At 62.5% G+C, this 15634-nt stretch carries 11 protein-coding genes and 1 pseudogene; 4 read left to right on the forward strand and 8 right to left on the reverse strand.

Going from position 1 to position 15634, the window contains the following annotated elements:
* Positions 1-5 precede the first annotated feature (5 nt).
* Positions 6-2216 (reverse strand): bifunctional diguanylate cyclase/phosphodiesterase, encoded by a 2211-nt coding sequence (locus AC0ZT5_RS20110; RefSeq protein ID WP_488497829.1) that lies wholly within the window; start codon positions 2214-2216, stop codon positions 6-8.
* Between the two features lie 119 nt (positions 2217-2335).
* Here AC0ZT5_RS20110 and xseA point away from each other — a divergent pair, with 119 nt between their 5' ends.
* Positions 2336-3901 carry an exodeoxyribonuclease VII large subunit gene (gene xseA, locus AC0ZT5_RS20115; protein WP_488497830.1) on the forward strand — a complete coding sequence of 522 codons (1566 nt, stop codon included), beginning with the start codon at positions 2336-2338 and terminating at the stop codon, positions 3899-3901.
* A gap of 4 nt (positions 3902-3905) precedes the next feature.
* Positions 3906-5037: pseudogene (locus AC0ZT5_RS20120) on the forward strand (DmpA family aminopeptidase).
* 61 nt (positions 5038-5098) lie between these two features.
* On the opposite strand, the gene AC0ZT5_RS20125 reads toward AC0ZT5_RS20120, so the two are convergent.
* Together AC0ZT5_RS20125 and AC0ZT5_RS20130 are read right to left on the reverse strand one after the other, a co-directional pair.
* On the reverse strand, positions 5099-5353 hold the full coding sequence (locus AC0ZT5_RS20125; RefSeq protein ID WP_477225521.1) for a hypothetical protein: 255 nt from the start codon (positions 5351-5353) through the stop codon (positions 5099-5101).
* Between the two features lie 446 nt (positions 5354-5799).
* Positions 5800-6252, reverse strand: coding sequence for a lipocalin-like domain-containing protein (locus AC0ZT5_RS20130; RefSeq protein ID WP_488497831.1), 453 nt, complete (start codon positions 6250-6252; stop codon positions 5800-5802).
* Positions 6253-6657: 405 nt separating this feature from the next.
* On the opposite strand from AC0ZT5_RS20130, the gene AC0ZT5_RS20135 reads away from it, so the two are divergent.
* Positions 6658-7311: a YjbE family putative metal transport protein gene (locus tag AC0ZT5_RS20135; RefSeq protein ID WP_488497832.1), complete on the forward strand. Its 654-nt coding sequence runs from the start codon at positions 6658-6660 to the stop codon at positions 7309-7311.
* A 106-nt stretch (positions 7312-7417) separates the two neighbouring features.
* Here AC0ZT5_RS20135 and AC0ZT5_RS20140 read toward each other — a convergent pair whose 3' ends face one another.
* The 4 genes from AC0ZT5_RS20140 to uxuA all read right to left on the reverse strand — a co-directional run bounded on the left by AC0ZT5_RS20140 (position 7418) and on the right by uxuA (position 12728).
* The gene (locus AC0ZT5_RS20140) at positions 7418-8443 is read right to left on the reverse strand and encodes an NADP-dependent oxidoreductase (RefSeq protein ID WP_488497833.1); all 1026 of its coding nucleotides are present in this window, start codon (positions 8441-8443) and stop codon (positions 7418-7420) included.
* 29 nt (positions 8444-8472) lie between these two features.
* Positions 8473-9795: an LLM class flavin-dependent oxidoreductase gene (locus AC0ZT5_RS20145; RefSeq protein WP_488497834.1), complete on the reverse strand. Its 1323-nt coding sequence runs from the start codon at positions 9793-9795 to the stop codon at positions 8473-8475.
* A gap of 404 nt (positions 9796-10199) precedes the next feature.
* Entirely contained in the window at positions 10200-11219 is a 1020-nt protein-coding gene (locus AC0ZT5_RS20150) for an isopenicillin N synthase family dioxygenase (RefSeq protein ID WP_488497835.1), read from the reverse strand.
* A gap of 324 nt (positions 11220-11543) precedes the next feature.
* Positions 11544-12728 carry a mannonate dehydratase gene (gene uxuA / locus AC0ZT5_RS20155; protein WP_488497836.1) on the reverse strand — a complete coding sequence of 395 codons (1185 nt, stop codon included), beginning with the start codon at positions 12726-12728 and terminating at the stop codon, positions 11544-11546.
* 193 nt (positions 12729-12921) lie between these two features.
* Between uxuA and AC0ZT5_RS20160 the strand changes: the two genes are divergently transcribed.
* Positions 12922-13707, forward strand: a complete 786-nt coding sequence (locus AC0ZT5_RS20160; RefSeq protein ID WP_488497837.1) for an SDR family NAD(P)-dependent oxidoreductase — start codon at positions 12922-12924, stop codon at positions 13705-13707.
* Positions 13708-14356: 649 nt separating this feature from the next.
* Here AC0ZT5_RS20160 and AC0ZT5_RS20165 read toward each other — a convergent pair.
* Positions 14357-15619: a DUF763 domain-containing protein gene (locus AC0ZT5_RS20165; RefSeq protein WP_488497838.1), complete on the reverse strand. Its 1263-nt coding sequence runs from the start codon at positions 15617-15619 to the stop codon at positions 14357-14359.
* Positions 15620-15634: the final 15 nt, after the last annotated feature.

Consider the following 15634-nt stretch of genomic DNA (forward strand, 5'->3'; position numbering starts at 1 on the left):
GAAGATCAACCAAGAGCCGAAGCCGACCTGCCCTCACCGGGCGACAGGCCTGCGAGGGCCAGCATCTGGGCCGGCTCCAGCGGCGGCGACAGCAGATAGCCCTGCAACTGATGGCAGCCCATGCCGACGAGCAGAGCCTTTTGCTCCTCGGTCTCGACCCCCTCGGCGGTGACCTCGACTTCAAGAGCGATGGCAAGGTCGACCAACGCCTTGACGATCGCACTGGAACTTCGATCATGGTCGAGAAGGCGCACGAAGGAACGGTCGATCTTGAGCTTGTCGATGGCATGGCGGCGCAGGTAGTTCAGCGAAGAATAGCCGGTGCCGAAATCATCGAGCGCGACCCCGATGCCCGTTTGGCGCAAGGCCGCCAGTACCGTCCTGGTGGTGTCGTTGTTTTCCAGAAGCACACTTTCGGTGATCTCGAGTTGCAACCGCGACGGCGCCAGCCCGGTCTCCGCAAGGATCAACGCAACCTCGTCGGCGAACCCGGCGTCGCGCAGCTGCAGCGGCGAGACGTTGACGGCCACCCAGGGCAATTGCGTGCCGACGGCGAACCGGCAGGCCTCGGCCAGCACCCATTTGCCGAGTTCACCGATCATGCCGCGTTCCTCGGCAATGGCGATGAACTGCTGGGGCGGCAACGCGCCATGGATCTCATGCGCCCAACGGATCAGCGCTTCGGCGCCGGCGATCGTCCTGCCATCCGCGGCGAAAATCGGCTGATAGGCCAGTTTTATCCCGGTCCCGCCGGCAAGGGCGCTGCGGAGCTCGTTCTCGACCTTGCGCTTATGCAGCAAGAGGTCGTCCATGTCGCCGGCGAAGATCTGATGGCGACCGCGGCCGTTCTTCTTGGCCTCGTAAAGCGCAATATCGGCCTTGCGCAGCAGGTCGTCAGCATCAACTTGCGGACCCGACGCCAAGGCTATGCCGATGCTGACACTGACGAAGACCTGATCGTCCATCAGCCTGAACGGCTCCTGCATTTTCCGTAGCAGCCGTTCCGAAACATCCTCGGCCGCCCTGATGTCGCGAACATCGACCAGAATGATCGCGAACTCGTCGCCGCCGAGCCGCGCCACCGTGTCGATTTCCCGGATCGTCTGCTGCAGCCTGGTTGCCGTCTGGCGCACAAGCTCGTCGCCGGCGGGATGGCCGAGCGTGTCGTTGACATGCTTGAAACGATCGACATCGAGATAAAACAGCGCCATCCTTGCCGTATCGCGCCCGGTCGTCAGCAAGGCCCGCCGCAACCTGTCCTCGAAGAGAGCCCGGTTGGGGAGGCCCGTCAGCGTATCGTGGAATGCGAGATACTGCGCCTGCGCCTGGCTGGTCTGCAACGCCAGCGAGGTCCGCCGCAGGCGCCGCAGGAGAAAGATCAATGCACCCGCGGCAAACAGCACGCCGGCGACCAATGCCGGGCCCGCCTTGCGCACCAGCGTCAGACCGGGGCGCTCCTGATCCCAGCCGATGTAACCGAGGATGACACCGCGTGAATTCATCAGCGGAATGGCGGCTGAGCTGACCGGTTGCGACAACAGCAGCAGGTGCGCGCCATCCAGCAGATACTTTTCCGCGATCTTGCCGATGACAGCGTCGTTGATGAACTCGATCGAGACATGCAGATATTCGCTGCCTGGCGCCTGTGTGACGCGGTCCGAACTTGGCACCAGCGGTGCGATACTGAGGATCGCGGGCTTGCCCCCAAGCGACACGAGGTCCTCGGCGACCATCTTGGTCGCGCCGCCGGATGCGTTCTGTTGCGGCGGTTGGGCGATCAGCTGGCGCAGCTTTTCGATGGTGGGCCGCAAAGCAGGCTCATCCGCGCCATAGACGGCCAGCGGCATCACCTTGCCTTCCTGCATGGCGTGGATCGGCCGGTTTGCATCGTCCAGCACATAGACACGGTTGTGACCGTAGTAGGTATACATCCAGACGCTGATGTTCTCGACCATCCATTGCTCGTTGCCGGCCTTGGCGTTGAGGATGGAATCGTCCCAGACAGAGATACTTTCCTGCTCGCGCTCCACGGTAGCGATCTGATCCTGCAAACCGTTGGCGAAGAATATCTTTTGTCGCTCAAGCGAGGCACGATCGGTCTGCACGGCCGCGTAGAAGCCAAATCCGACGACCATGACCAGCGCAAAAGCGGCAAGCGCCAGCACGGTCAGCGTGACCTGATACGTCAATGGGCTGCGATGTCCGCTTGCGCTCATGCGTCCTTGGCCAGCTTCGTTGGATGCAACTCAATCAAAGCAGGCTTAAGATCACGTTATGACGTGTGGTCCGTCACAGGTGCCTTGACGCGAGCGTTCAACCGTTCCCCAATCGGCCAATGAGCGAGGCAGCATCCGAATCACGCACCAACGCCACCGAATACACGGTGAGCGAGATTTCCGGCGCACTCAAGCGCACGGTCGAGGATGTGTTCGGCAATGTGCGAGTGCGCGGCGAAATATCCGGCTATCGCGGGCCGCATTCGTCCGGTCATGCCTATTTTGCGCTGAAGGACGACCGCGCGCGGCTCGACGCCGTGGTGTGGAAGGGCACGATGAGCCGGCTGAAATTCCGCCCCGAAGAAGGGATGGAGGTGATCGCCACCGGCAAGCTCACCACCTATCCCGGCAAGTCCAACTACCAGATCGTCATCGACAATCTGGAGCCCGCCGGCGCCGGCGCCCTGATGGCGCTGCTGGAAGAGCGCAAGCGCCGGCTGCAGGCCGAGGGCCTGTTCGACCCCGGCCGCAAGCGGTTGCTGCCGTTCATGCCGCGCGTCATCGGCGTCGTCACCTCGCCGACAGGGTCCGTCATCCGCGACATCATCCACCGCATCAAGGACCGGTTCCCATTGCATGTGCTGGTCTGGCCGGTGCGCGTGCAGGGCGAGACGGCAGGCGCGGAAGTGACCGCCGCGGTCAACGGCTTCAACGCGCTGGCGTGGGATGGCGCCATCCAGCGCCCCGATCTGCTGATCGTGGCACGCGGCGGCGGCAGCCTTGAAGATCTTTGGGGCTTCAACGACGAGGCGCTGGCGCGTGCCGTTGCAGCCTCCGCCATTCCGGTGATCTCGGCTGTCGGCCACGAGACCGACTGGACGCTGATCGACCTCGTCGCGGATCGCCGGGCCCCGACACCGACAGGTGCCGCCGAAATTGCGGTGCCGGTGAAGGCCGACCTCGAAGCGACGTTTGCCAGCCTTGGTGCGCGGCTCAAGGCGGCGGTCTTGCGCAATTTCGAGCGCAAGCGGCAAGCCGCGCGTGCCGCCGCCCGCGCTCTGCCCTCGCCCGATCAATTGCTGGCGCTGCCGCGCCGCCGCCTCGACGAGGCGACAAGCCGGCTCGGCCGGGCGCTGTCCGTCAGCGTCGACCGCAAGCGGGCGCGGCTTCAAGGCCAAAGGCTGACGCCGGCCACGCTGTCGCGGCGCATGAATGAAGCCCGCACGCTGACCGGCCGCGACCTCGCCCGCGCGCAAGCGGCATTTTTTGCCATCGTGCGCGAACGTCGCGCACGATTTTCGCGCACCGCGACGCGGCTGTCTCCGGCACCGATCGCGCGGCGCCAGAAGCTGCAAGGGGACACGCTGGCAGCACTGGCGCGGCGGCAGGATCGGGTGATCTCCGTCCGGCTCGAGCGCCTGCGCGGACAATTGAGCCAGGCCGACCGCCTGTTGACCACGCTTTCGCACAAGGCCGTCCTGGCGCGCGGCTTCGTCCTGGTGAAGGACGCCGACGGAGCGGTGATCAAACATGCCACCGAAGTGGCGTCGGGAATGGCGCTTTCGCTGGAGTTCGCCGACGGCACCGCCGATGCGATTGCCACCAGCGGCACGGCAAGACCGAAAGCCGTGGCCAAGCCGGCGGGCAAGGCCAAAGAGCCCGGCAATCAGGGATCGCTGTTCTGAGATCATGACCGACAATCCGAACCATCTGGCAACGCCTTCCGGCAAGCCGCGCGCGCGGCGTTTCGGCATCGGTTTTGACGGCACCCCCGGTCCGTTCAACGCGATCACCGATGTGCCGGGCGTCGCCGTCGGTTACACGACGCTGATTTCAGGCGATGGCGCGCTCGTCGTCGGCCAGGGACCGGTGCGTACCGGCGTCACCGCGGTCCTGCCCCGGCCGCGCACCGATCTTGCCACGCCGGTCTTTGCCGGCATCTTCAGCCAGAATGGCAATGGCGAACTGACCGGCTCGCACATCGTCGAGGAAACCGGCGCATTCAACTTTCCGATCACCATTACCAACACGCATTCCTGCGGTGTTTCACGCGATGGCACGCTGCGCTGGATGGAAAGAGTACTGCCTGCGGCACTCGACAGCGGCTGGGGCCTGCCTGTGGCGGCGGAGACCTATGATGGCTTCCTCAACGACATCAACGGCCACCATTTGAAGTCAGAGCATGTTGCGCAGGCACTTGACGGTGCGGCCAGCGGACCGATCGAGGAAGGCAGCGTCGGCGGCGGCACCGGCATGATCACCTTCGGCTTCAAGGCCGGATCCGGGACCGCGTCGCGCATCGTCGACTGGCACGGCCGCGCCTACACGGTCGGCGCCTTCGTGCAGTCGAATTTCGGCAAGCGGCACAATTTTACGGTTCGCGGCCTGCGCGCCGGGCCAGAGCTTGCCGAGCCGGCGATCCGGCAGGGCACGCCGCGTGCCGAAAAGGGCTCGATCATTGCCGTCATTGCCACCGACGCGCCGTTCCTGCCGCACCAGATGAAGCGGCTGGCGCGGCGCGTGCCACTTGGCGTCGCCATGACCGGCGGCTTCGGCTATCACAGTTCAGGCGACATCTTTATCGCCTTCTCGACCGCCAATGCGAGCGCGGCGCTGGCACCATCCGGCCGCATCGCCAGCGCCGATTTTTGTTCCCGACACCGACATCGATCCGTTTTTCGATGCGGTGATCCAGAGCGTGGAGGAATCGATCCTCAACGCCTTGGTCGCCAATGACGACATGAGCGGACGCGACGGCAATTTCGTGCCGGCGTTGCCGAAAGTGTGGCTGAAAGAGAAATTTGGCGGAGGGGATGACTGATACGAAGACGCGGGCCGAATAGCCCGCGTTCAGACGGTTACCCTTGAATTGCTCTAAGCGGCTATTCCGCGGCTTTGCTGGGGGCCTGCTGGTTCTCGTCGGCCTCGGCCGCTTCCTCGAGCCGGGAGGCGATCAGTTCCTGAATGTCGCCGACCTCTTCCTGGATATCCTCCAGAGGGATGCCGACCTCTGCCGCCTTGGCAGCGCATTCCTTGGCCAGAGTCTCGGCCTGCTTGTCGATCCTGGCGTGGGATGACTGGCAGTGGACCTTTTCGCCAATCCATCCCCGCAAGAACTCGATCGCGTGTTCACTCATACTGCTGTTCCCTGGCGGCAAAGCCGGTTGGTAATCATAAACGCCGACACCCCGCAAAGGATGCATGCTCCCATACGAACCGAGTCGTCGCCAACCGGCAAGCCGATCTTGTCCAAGGTCCACAGCGTCAAAGGAAATCGAGGGGTCAAGAGCATTCTGTCTCTGAGGGGTCGGTACCGTTGGCTGGGATCACGCCCAGCTTTGCGCCACTGTTTCTATTTGCTTTTTTCCGGTTTCCGAGCCGATTTTCGTCACAATAGATGGCGCAATCCGTAACACATTTACAGTCGCTTCGGCGGCGCTGCCCTCAGGCGCGCGGGTCGAAGCCGCCGGTATATAGTGACATCCTCATGCAATGTCGACTCTGCTCGCAATCAGCTAGTGTCTCAGTTTGAAATTTTGCGATACGGACAATGCCGAGACCTGAGAGGCAGATCGACCCAGGGTCATTTCTCTCGCGCATAAGTCACTTCGTGAATAATCTCGCGCCCGTCGAACGGATTTTGGGTGGGGGGCGAGGTGTAAGACAGCGTATGTTCGTCGACTTTGCAGAACCGCACCTGTTCCGTGCCACTCCATGCTTCATTCCAGCTCATGTCGACATGATGGACAACGCGATCTGACTCAACCGTATAGCTGCCCGAATAGGCGAACATCGAGTCGAACAACGCAATCTTCTCTTCGTCGGATGGCGGCAAACGCTGCGGCCGATTGCGATTGTTCCTAAGGATAAAGAAAATGACGCGCTCAGGTGTATAGATGACGATGCCATGAGGTTCCTGACCCAGAGCTGGCTGCCGCTCCCCGGTCGAAACGTCTCTCGTCATCCAAGACGTCATTCGCCAGCTTCCAAGCAGGAGTTCGCGGCGAATTGGTTGAACGGGCATATCTTCAGCCATTGCCCACACCTCCGTTATTTCTCGGCAAAGCGCTCTCTATACCATCCGCGTGGTCCCGGCCTCGGCGCATCCGGGCAGTCTGGACGGCGTATGGAATGAAATCTCCCCATCCTTTGCGGTAAGCATATAGGAGTTCGGACCGGATCGCGACAAGCGAGCCTTCAAACCGAGACACGACCGGATCGTGCGCATCGAGAACGGCGCAGCGAATGCCGCCGCCGCGTCCAAGCCGATTATGTGCTGGAGTTCATGCCGCCATTGACGCTGCCGCAGGACGAGGTGCGGTGGCAACGGGCCACCCCTATCTTGCCAGAAGCGAAGCCCCATATGCATGGTAGGATCCATTCGTCTTGCTGAGTCCTGCCTAGGGCAAGGAAAACTGCGAACGACAGGGAAGCTTACCGGATGTCCCTTGGGATCGATCAGGCGACGATCACAGCCTATCTGGAAGTCATCACCATCAATCTCGTTCTGTCGGGCGACAATGTCGTGGTGATCGGCATGGCGGCCGCGGGCCTGGCAAAGGCGCTGCGGCAGAAGGCGATCATCGCCGGCATCGCCGCGGCGGCTGTTATCCGCATCGTCTTTGCCGTGGTGGCCGTGCAGTTGCTGGCGATCCCGGGCATCATGCTGGTCGGCGGCCTGCTGTTGTTCTGGGTCTGCTGGAACATGTTCGGGGAATTGCGCTCCGCCGGCGATGCCGATGACGGGGACGGTGCAGACGCCGATCCGACCGTGGCTTTCCTTGCAGCGACACGACCGGCCAAGGCGCTGCGCACAGCGATCGTGCAGATCGTCGTTGCCGACGTTTCGATGTCGTTGGACAATGTGCTCGCCGTGGCAGGCGCTGCCAGCGACGACATGGATGCGCTTGTCTTCGGCCTCATCTTGTCGGTGGTGCTGATGGCGATCGCCTCGACGCTGGTGGCGGCGCTGCTGGCCAGGCATCGCTGGATCGGCTGGCTCGGCCTTGCGGTCATCGTCTATGTCGCAGGCAGCATGGTGCTGGATGGCGTCGAGCAGTTGAAAGCACTCGACTATTGGACGGTTCTTTCATGAACGCAGAGCCCGATGGGAGCGTTAACAGTTAGAGTATCCATGCGGGCCAAGGATTGAGCGACCATTTCTGGATTCGAAATCCCGGAAATCCTCTTGGGCAAAGCCTTCAGCGACTTTCGGCGACCCGCACGATGAGCTTGCCGAAATTCTTGCCTTCGAGAAGGCCAAGGAAGGCTCGCGGAGCGTTCTCTATTCCATCCACGATATCTTCCCGGTACCGAACGCGGCCGGTTGCTATCCAGTCGGCCATGTCGCGGTAGAACGCCGGGCGCTGGTCGACGAATTCACGCTGAATGAACCCCCTGATCGTCAGGCTGCGGTGGAGCACCTGCTGCATCAGCGTCGGCAGCCGATCGATGCCGGACTCCGCGATGACATTGTATTGCGCGATCAACCCGCAGACCGGCACGCGGGCAAAATCGTTCAACAGGGGGAACACCGCATCCCAGACAGGGCCGCCGACATTCTCGAAATAGATGTCGATGCCATCAGGGCAGGCCGCCTTCAGCTGCGCGGCAAAATCATCGGCACGGTGATCGACGACCGCATCGAAGCCGAGCTCCTGCCGCACGAAAGCGCATTTGTCAGCGCCGCCGGCAATGCCAACGGCACGCGCGCCCTTGATGCGAGCGATCTGTCCAACGGCTGACCCGACCGCGCCGCTGGCCGCCGCCACGACGACCGTCTCGCCAGGCTTTGGCTGTCCGATCGTGAGCAGGCCGGCATAGGCGGTGAAGCCCGGCATGCCGAGAACGCCGAGTGCCGTGGTGACGGGCGCCGCCGCGGGTTCGAGCTTGCGCAGCCCGACGCCGTCGGACAGTGCAAAGCTCTGCCATCCCGAGTGCGACAGGACGACATCGCCTTCAGCGAAGCCGGCGTGGCGGGATCTGAGGACACGCGCAACGGTGCCGCCTTCCATCACGCCGTCGATCTCGACCGGCTTGGCATAGGATTTGGCGTCGTTCATCCGCCCGCGCATATAGGGATCAAGCGACAGATAGAGGATCTGCAAGAGGAGTTCGTTCTCCGCCGGCTCGACAATTTCAACCGTCTCGATACGAAAATCGCCTGGCTTCGGCCGGCCTTGGGGTCGCGCTGCAAGCACGATGCGGGTGTTTCTCTGGGCTGACATTTGGGGACGACCTCGTTGTCAAGAACACTCTATTCGAAAAACCGGTTGGGCGGCCGCTTCAGGCCAAGATTCTCGCGCAACGTCGTTCCCTCGTACTGCCGCCTGAAGATCCCACGTCGCTGCAGTTCGGGCACGACCCTCTCGACAAAGTCGTCGAGCCCGGCGGGCAGATAGGGAAACATGATGTTGAACCCGTCGGAGCCCTCGGTGACCAGCCATTCCTCCATTTCGTCGGCGATTGTTTGAGGCGTACCGACGAAAGCAAGGCCGGAATAACCACCCAGCCTCTGTGCGAGTTGTCTTACGGTCAGGTTCTCGTTGCGCGCCAGTTCGATGACACGCTCGCGGCCGCTCTTGCTGGCATTGGTTTCGGGGATTTCGGGCAAGGCCGCGTCCGGATCAAAACCGGATGCATCTTGCCCGAGCGCGATCGACAGCGAGGCGATGCCGCTCTCGTAGTAGACGAGGCTGTCGAGCTTCGCCCGCCTGGCCTGCGCGTCCTCGACGCTGTCGCCGACGACGACAAAGGCGCCGGGCAGGATCTTGATGTCGTCGCGCGAGCGGCCGAGTTTCTCCGCACGGCTTTTGACGTCGGCGAAGAAACGTTGGCCGGCGGCGAGATCGGCATGCGCGGCGAAAATGACTTCCGCCGTTTCTGCCGCCAGTTGCCGCCCTGCCTCCGACGCGCCGGCCTGGACGATGACCGGCCAGCCCTGGATTGGCCGGGCGATGTTGAGCGGCCCGCGCACCGAGAGATGCTCGCCCTTGTGATCGAGCACATGCAATCTGGAAGGATCGAAATAAAGACCGCTTTCAGCGTCGCGGATGAAGGCATCGTCAGCAAAGCTGTCCCACAGGCCGGTCACGACATCATAGAATTCCCGTGCCCGCCGGTAGCGCTCGTCATGCTCGACATGTTCGTCGAGGCCGAAGTTGAGCGCCGCATCGGGGTTGGATGTGGTGACGATGTTCCAGCCGGCGCGGCCGCCGCTGATATGGTCCAGCGAAGCGAAGCGGCGGGCGATGTGGTAAGGCGCGTCGAACGTCGTCGATGCGGTTGCGACCAGCCCGATATGATCGGTGACGGCCGCCAGCGCCGACAGCAGCGTGAACGGCTCGAACGACGTAACCGTGTGGCTGCGCCGCAGCGCCTCGATCGGCATGTTGAGGACGGCCAGATGGTCTGCCATGAAGAAAGCGTCGAACTTCGCCGCCTCCAGGGTCTGAGCGAAGCGCCTCAGATGCGCGAAATTGAAATTGGCGTCGGGATAAGCGCCCGGATAGCGCCAGGCGCCGGTGTGCAGGCTGACGGGGCGCATGAAAGCGCCAAGCCGCAATTGTTTCTGTGTCATGAAAATCGTTCCAACCGATTAATATGATCGAGCGTCATCGCTCGAATCCTGATCGTTAGGATCGGCCTGTCTGACCAACCCGGGAAGGTATTCCGTTGCGCGGCGCCCGGTTTTTGCAGCAATTCCGTTTTGCGATCCACGACCGCGGCATAAAAAATGGCCGGGCGCGAATGCGGCCCGGCCAAAAGAAGGTTCAAACCTTCAGAGGGGAACACCGCTCAGCGGAATGGGAGGAAACCGCCGAACGATTTTACCTGTTTGAGCTTATTTCCGCGACTTGGCGACGAATGACGTTCCAAAGAACAGGCAAAACGGCGAAAATCTGTTCGGCATTGAGGTTTTGCCTATGCATGTCGAGCTCCCAAAAACCGGGGGCCTCTTGCGTGGGCGACATGCATAGGGCTTCACGGGCGCACCGCTCCGGTCTGGAGAAGATCGGCATAGTGGCGACGCGCCACGTCGGGATGTGAACGCAGACGGCTTTTCAGGACATTGGTGCCGACATCGCGGAACAACGGGTTGTCCGGGTCGCTTGCCGGTCCGCGTGCCTCGGCTGCCAGTTCCTCGGGCAAACTCAGCAGCGGAATCGTCGCATCCAGCCGCGCGCTGAAGAAGAAGGGAACGGAAATCCGCTCGACGCCGGCGGGCGGCGTCACGACGCGGTGAACGGTGGCGCGCAGATAGCCATTCGACGCCAGTTCGAGCAGTTCGCCAATGTTGACGACAAGCGTTCCGGGGAGCGGGTCGACATTCACCCAGCTGCCGTCATATTCAACCTGCAGCCCCTTGTTGTCGTCCTGCAGCAGCAGCGTCAGGAAGCCGCCATCCTTGTGCGCGCCGACACCCTGGTCGCCATCCGTCGCGTCACGCCCGGGATACCGCACGATCTTCATGCGATGGTTGGGCGAGTCCCTGTAGATCGCGTCGAAGGCGTCCTCGGGCTGATCGAGCGACAGCGCGAAGGCTTTCAGCAGCCGGATCGCCACAGCCGTAGCCCTGGTCTGCCATGCCAGCAGCGCCGGCTTGAGATCGGGCAGTGCCGAGGGCCATTGGTTCGGTCCTTGCAGCCGTGTCCAAGGCGCAATTCCCGGCCCTTGCGGGATGGGCTGGCGCTCGACGCCGATGTCGAGTTGTTCACGCCAGTCGGCGGCGCCCTTGGTCAGTTCACCGCCGGCGCGCGTGTAGCCGCGAAACTGCGAGGACTTGACCATTTCGATCGCCAGCTTGTCGGTCTCCGGCAAGGCGAAGAACCGGCGTGAGGCATCGAGCACTTCATCGGTCTCCGACGCCGAAATTCCGTGGCCGCTGAGATAGAAGAAGCCGACGTCCCGGGCCGCCGTGCGCAGGTCCAGGAGAAAGGTGCGATGCTCGGACGCTCCTTGTTCGAGACGGCTCAGATCGAGTACCGGCACAATTCTGGGCATGGGCAGGTTCCTTCTTTTCTCCGCCCTTGCCGAGGAGAAGTAGAAGCGACATCGGCAAGCACTCGAGGCATGGATCGTGCGTCCAAGGTGCCACGCAGGGGCAGCCGATCAAAGCAATGGGCACCCCAATCTCGGCACCAACAGAAGAAAGTCAGCGCTGCATATTGTGGCCTGAGGGCAAATAATATTCCCGACGGATGTTCTATGCACAATGCGACGGAGACATAGATCGGAGAGTTTATGCGGACTTCCGCATAAACTGACGACCCCCGCAGGGTTGGTCCTTGAGCTTGGATCCCTTCTCACGCCGCCTGCCTAATGACTTCAGGCCAGCCCGAACGTCTCCACGGCGCGCATGATGCCGCGCAGTTCGGCGAGGCCTTTCAGCCGGCCGATCAGCGAGTAGCCGGGATTGATCCTGGTCTTGCCGATATCGTCGGCAAGCAGGTGGCCGTGATCGGGGCGCATGGGGATGCGCCAGTCGGCGCGGCCTTCCCTGCTGCGGCGCGCCTCTTCCTGCATCAGAGCGAGGATGACATGCGCCATGTCGGTGCCACCCTCCAGATGCTCGGCTTCATAGAACGACCCATCCTCCTCGATGGTGATGTTGCGCAGATGGGCGAAATGGATGCGGTCGGCGAATTCCTTGACCATGGCGACGATGTCGTTGTCGGCGCGCGTCCCGTACGAGCCGGTGCAGAACGTCAAACCATTGGCGGGGCTGTCGACGGCGTTGAGAATAAAACGCGCATCCGCGGCGGTCGAAACGATGCGCGGCAGGCCATAGAGCGAGAAGGGCGGATCGTCGGGATGGATGCACATGCGCACCCCTTCCTGCTCGGCCACCGGAATGATCTCGCGCAAGAACCAGGCGAGGTTGTCGCGCAATTCCTTCGGCCCGATCGCATCGTAGTCCGCCAGAGCCTCGCGAAAACTGTCCCGGTCGTAGCTCCGCTCGGTCGCCGGCAGGCCGGCGATGAGGTTGCGCTCGATCCTGTCGATCTGCTCGTCGCTCAATTCCTTCAGCCGCGTTTCCGCCTCGGCGATGCGGGCGGCGCTGTAGCCGGCCTCGGCATTCCTGCGTTTCAGCACGAACAGGTCGTAGGCCGCGAAATCGATTGCATCGAAACGCAGGGCGTAGCCCGTTGTCGGAAGCCGATAGGCCAGATCTGTGCGGGTCCAGTCGACCACGGGCATGAAATTGTAACAGACCGTTGTGATCCCGGCCTTGGCAAGGGCGCGGATCGTGTCGCGATAATAGCCTGCGTAGCGCTCGCGCTCCGGCGCACCGATCTTGAAGGAATTGTGGACGGGAATGCTCTCGACGACCGACCAGGTCAGCCCTGCCGCCTCGATGATCCGCTTGCGCTCCAGAATGTTCTCGAGCGGCCAGGCGCGCCCGTCATAGATGTCGTGCAGCGCGGATACGATACCCGTCGCGCCCGCCTGCTTGACATGATCGAGCGTCACCGGGTCGTTCGGGCCATACCAGCGCCAGCATTGTTCCATTACGGCTTTCCTTCTGCGAGGACGGCAACCTATTGTTGGACCGTAACGAGTGTCAAACCAAAGCGCGTCGCGTTTGAGCGGATTCAGGCGATGCGCTTTAGGTCCTTGTTTTTATGCATGTCGTTGCCCCCAAAACCGGGGCCGTTTTGGGCGACATGCATTAAGGGCCACAGCAAATAACGGAGTACCCGCAATGAAGGATTTCGACGGCAAGGTCGCTCTGGTGACGGGTACGACCGGGATTGGCCTCGCAAGCGCTATACGCCTTGCGGCAGGAGGTGCCGCGATCATCGCCTGTGGCATCGACCGCGCGGCCAACGCGGCGATGCAAGCGCAACTGGAAAGCTCCAGGCCAGGCGTGCTGGTCATAGGCACCGACGTCTCTGTGCCGGATCAGGTTCGCGATGCGGTCGCGGCCGGCGTCGAGCGGTTCGGCGGCCTCGATATCATCGTCAATTCGGCGGCGGTCCATCCATACGGAACAGCTACCAGCACCGATTTCGAGACCTGGAACAAGGCAATGTCGGTCAATGTCGGCTCGATCTACCTGACCGCGCATTTCGGCATTCCGGAAATGATCCGGCGGGGCGGCGGAGCCATCGTCAACGTGGCCTCGGTGCAGGGTCACGCTAGCCAGCAGAATGTCGCCGCCTATGCGACGACCAAGGGGGCGATCCATACGCTGACGCGCTCGCTGGCGCTCGACTACGCGCGCTCCGGCATCCGCGTCAACTCCGTGAGCCCCGGCTCGATCCGCACCCCGATCCTGGAAAAAGCGGCACGCGGCGAAAACGGCACCGATGCCGATGTCGAGGCCGCCTACAAGCGCTTCGGCGAAGCGCATCCCATCGGACGCATCGGCGAGCCGGAGGAAGTGGCGGAACTCATCGCCTTTCTGTGTTCGGCCAAAGCCGGATTCTGCACCGGAGCGGACTATAAAATCGATGGCGGCCTGACTGCCGGCATCGGCGTGAAATAGAGCCATGTAGATCGGTTTTGGCCTTTACCGGGAGTCGCCGACATCTGACGACCTCCGGCGCGACCGCTTTTGGCGGGCGCGGCGTTGAAGTCTTCTTCGCCCAGCTCGCAAGTTCTTGCCACCGCGAACCTCGACCAACACCGATTTTGGGTTTTTGAACAGATTTAGCACTGCATCTAGGCGCCTCAACCAACTGCTCTTTTTCCTCCATTGTCGCATTGATCAACGATGGAGGTTGGCATGGATCGGCGATTATTTCTGACTGGAATGTTAGGATTGGCGAGCGCTGCGGCCGTGGTCGCGGTAGCTCGCCCGGTTAGGGCGGTGGCTGGCACCCCGAGCACGGGGGAACGGCATTATCGATGAGATGGACAAGCCGGTAGACGACTTGTGGAGCCGGGTCCTGATAGCCAGAATGACGTCGAACCTGTGCAGTACTATCGATGGAGGCGGCAGCGTGTATGGAGGCCGCGGCGTGGATGGCGCGTGGTCTGGCGTCGCTATTGGCGTCGAGGCCGCTGGCGCCGGAGATGTTTCCGCCGATCCTACTGGATCCGCTTCTATTGAAATCCCGTAAACCGCGAAGGCTCCGGCATCTTGCTGGAGCCTTCGCAAAGAATTTTAAAGTCGAGGGACAGGGCCTTCGGCTTCATTCCTCGGTGCCGGATCGAACCGGCTGTGCTTGCGGCGGTGGTTCCCATCCGAAAACACTGCGTCCGCCCAGCATGTGCGACTGGTCGAACTCGCCTGCCACGATTTCCTTCAGGCTGGGACCGGTGACATAGCGCTCGACCTGGCGTGACTGGTCGTCCAGCCGTCTCAATGCATCGATTTCCTCGGTGCGGCCGAGTTTCGCCTTGTGAACGGCCGATTTCAGCACGCCGATCGTCTCGTCATAGACTTTCAGCGGCACGGGGAACGGGTGTCTGTCTTTGCCGCCATGCGCTAGCGAGAACCGGCCGGGGTCCGAGAACCGGCATGGCGCGCCGCGCACCACCTCGGCCACCATCGCCAGTGCACGCACGGTGCGGGCACCGACGCCCGGCACCATGAGCAGCTCCGGAAAATCCGCAGGCCCGCGTTCGACGGCGGCGGCGATATTGCCGTGCAGGCGGCGCATGACGACATCGCTTTCGCGGACGTCATGATGGGCCGGCATGATCAGATGCGGCAGCAGGGGCTGCGCGGGAGCGGGCGGCGAGCCATGCTCCAGCAAGGCGAACTCTTTCACGATGCGATCGGGACCCAGATCCCGCAGCAGCTCCAGTTGGCCGTGACGCGAAGCATCGGCGCGCCGGTCGGTCAGATTGACGATCTCGCCCTGATTGGCGCCTTCGATCGCGGCATGCGGCTGCTCGACGAAGCTCGTCAGCCCCTCGGACAGCCAGTGGTAGCGACGCGCCACCTTGCTGTCGCCGTTCATGCCTTGTTGCACCACGACCCAGTCGCCATCGTCGGTAACGATGAAGCCATGAAGGTAGAGGTCGAAGCCGTCCTGGACGGCGGCGCTATCGACCTTGGCGACCAGCCGACTGGCCTTGGCCAGGCCCGTTCCGTCGAAGCCGACGCGCTCGCCGATCAATGCCAGTTCGTGCGGGGTCTTGCGCGAATGCGTGCCACGCCCGCCACAGACATGGATGCCGAGTTCGCCGGAGAGTGGAGACAGGCCACGTTTGAGGGCGCCGACAACGCTTGTCGTGATGCCGGAGGAATGCCAGTCCATCCCCATCACCGCGCCGAAAGACTGGAACCAGAACGGGTGTGCCAGGCGGCGCAGCAATTCGGTTCGACCATAGTGATGGATGATCGCCTCGCACATCACCGCGCCAAGGCGCGTCATGCGATCTCCGAGCCATTTGGGCACGCGACCGCCATGCAGTGGAAGATCAGCACTTCCCGATCGTTGCGCCAATTTGTGCCGCCCGCG

This window comes from Mesorhizobium sp. CNPSo 4670 (assembly GCF_057784235.1).

Excerpts from the sequence above, each read along its gene's own strand:
- AC0ZT5_RS20110 (WP_488497829.1), bottom strand. The coding sequence starts at position 2,216 with ATGAGCGCAAGCGGACATCGCAGCCCATTGACGTATCAGGTCACGCTG.
- xseA (WP_488497830.1), top strand. The coding sequence starts at position 2,336 with ATGAGCGAGGCAGCATCCGAATCACGCACCAACGCCACCGAATACACG.
- AC0ZT5_RS20125 (WP_477225521.1), bottom strand. The coding sequence starts at position 5,353 with ATGAGTGAACACGCGATCGAGTTCTTGCGGGGATGGATTGGCGAAAAG.
- AC0ZT5_RS20130 (WP_488497831.1), bottom strand. The coding sequence starts at position 6,252 with ATGGCTGAAGATATGCCCGTTCAACCAATTCGCCGCGAACTCCTGCTT.
- AC0ZT5_RS20135 (WP_488497832.1), top strand. The coding sequence starts at position 6,658 with ATGTCCCTTGGGATCGATCAGGCGACGATCACAGCCTATCTGGAAGTC.
- AC0ZT5_RS20140 (WP_488497833.1), bottom strand. The coding sequence starts at position 8,443 with ATGTCAGCCCAGAGAAACACCCGCATCGTGCTTGCAGCGCGACCCCAA.
- AC0ZT5_RS20145 (WP_488497834.1), bottom strand. The coding sequence starts at position 9,795 with ATGACACAGAAACAATTGCGGCTTGGCGCTTTCATGCGCCCCGTCAGC.
- AC0ZT5_RS20150 (WP_488497835.1), bottom strand. The coding sequence starts at position 11,219 with ATGCCCAGAATTGTGCCGGTACTCGATCTGAGCCGTCTCGAACAAGGA.
- uxuA (WP_488497836.1), bottom strand. The coding sequence starts at position 12,728 with ATGGAACAATGCTGGCGCTGGTATGGCCCGAACGACCCGGTGACGCTC.
- AC0ZT5_RS20160 (WP_488497837.1), top strand. The coding sequence starts at position 12,922 with ATGAAGGATTTCGACGGCAAGGTCGCTCTGGTGACGGGTACGACCGGG.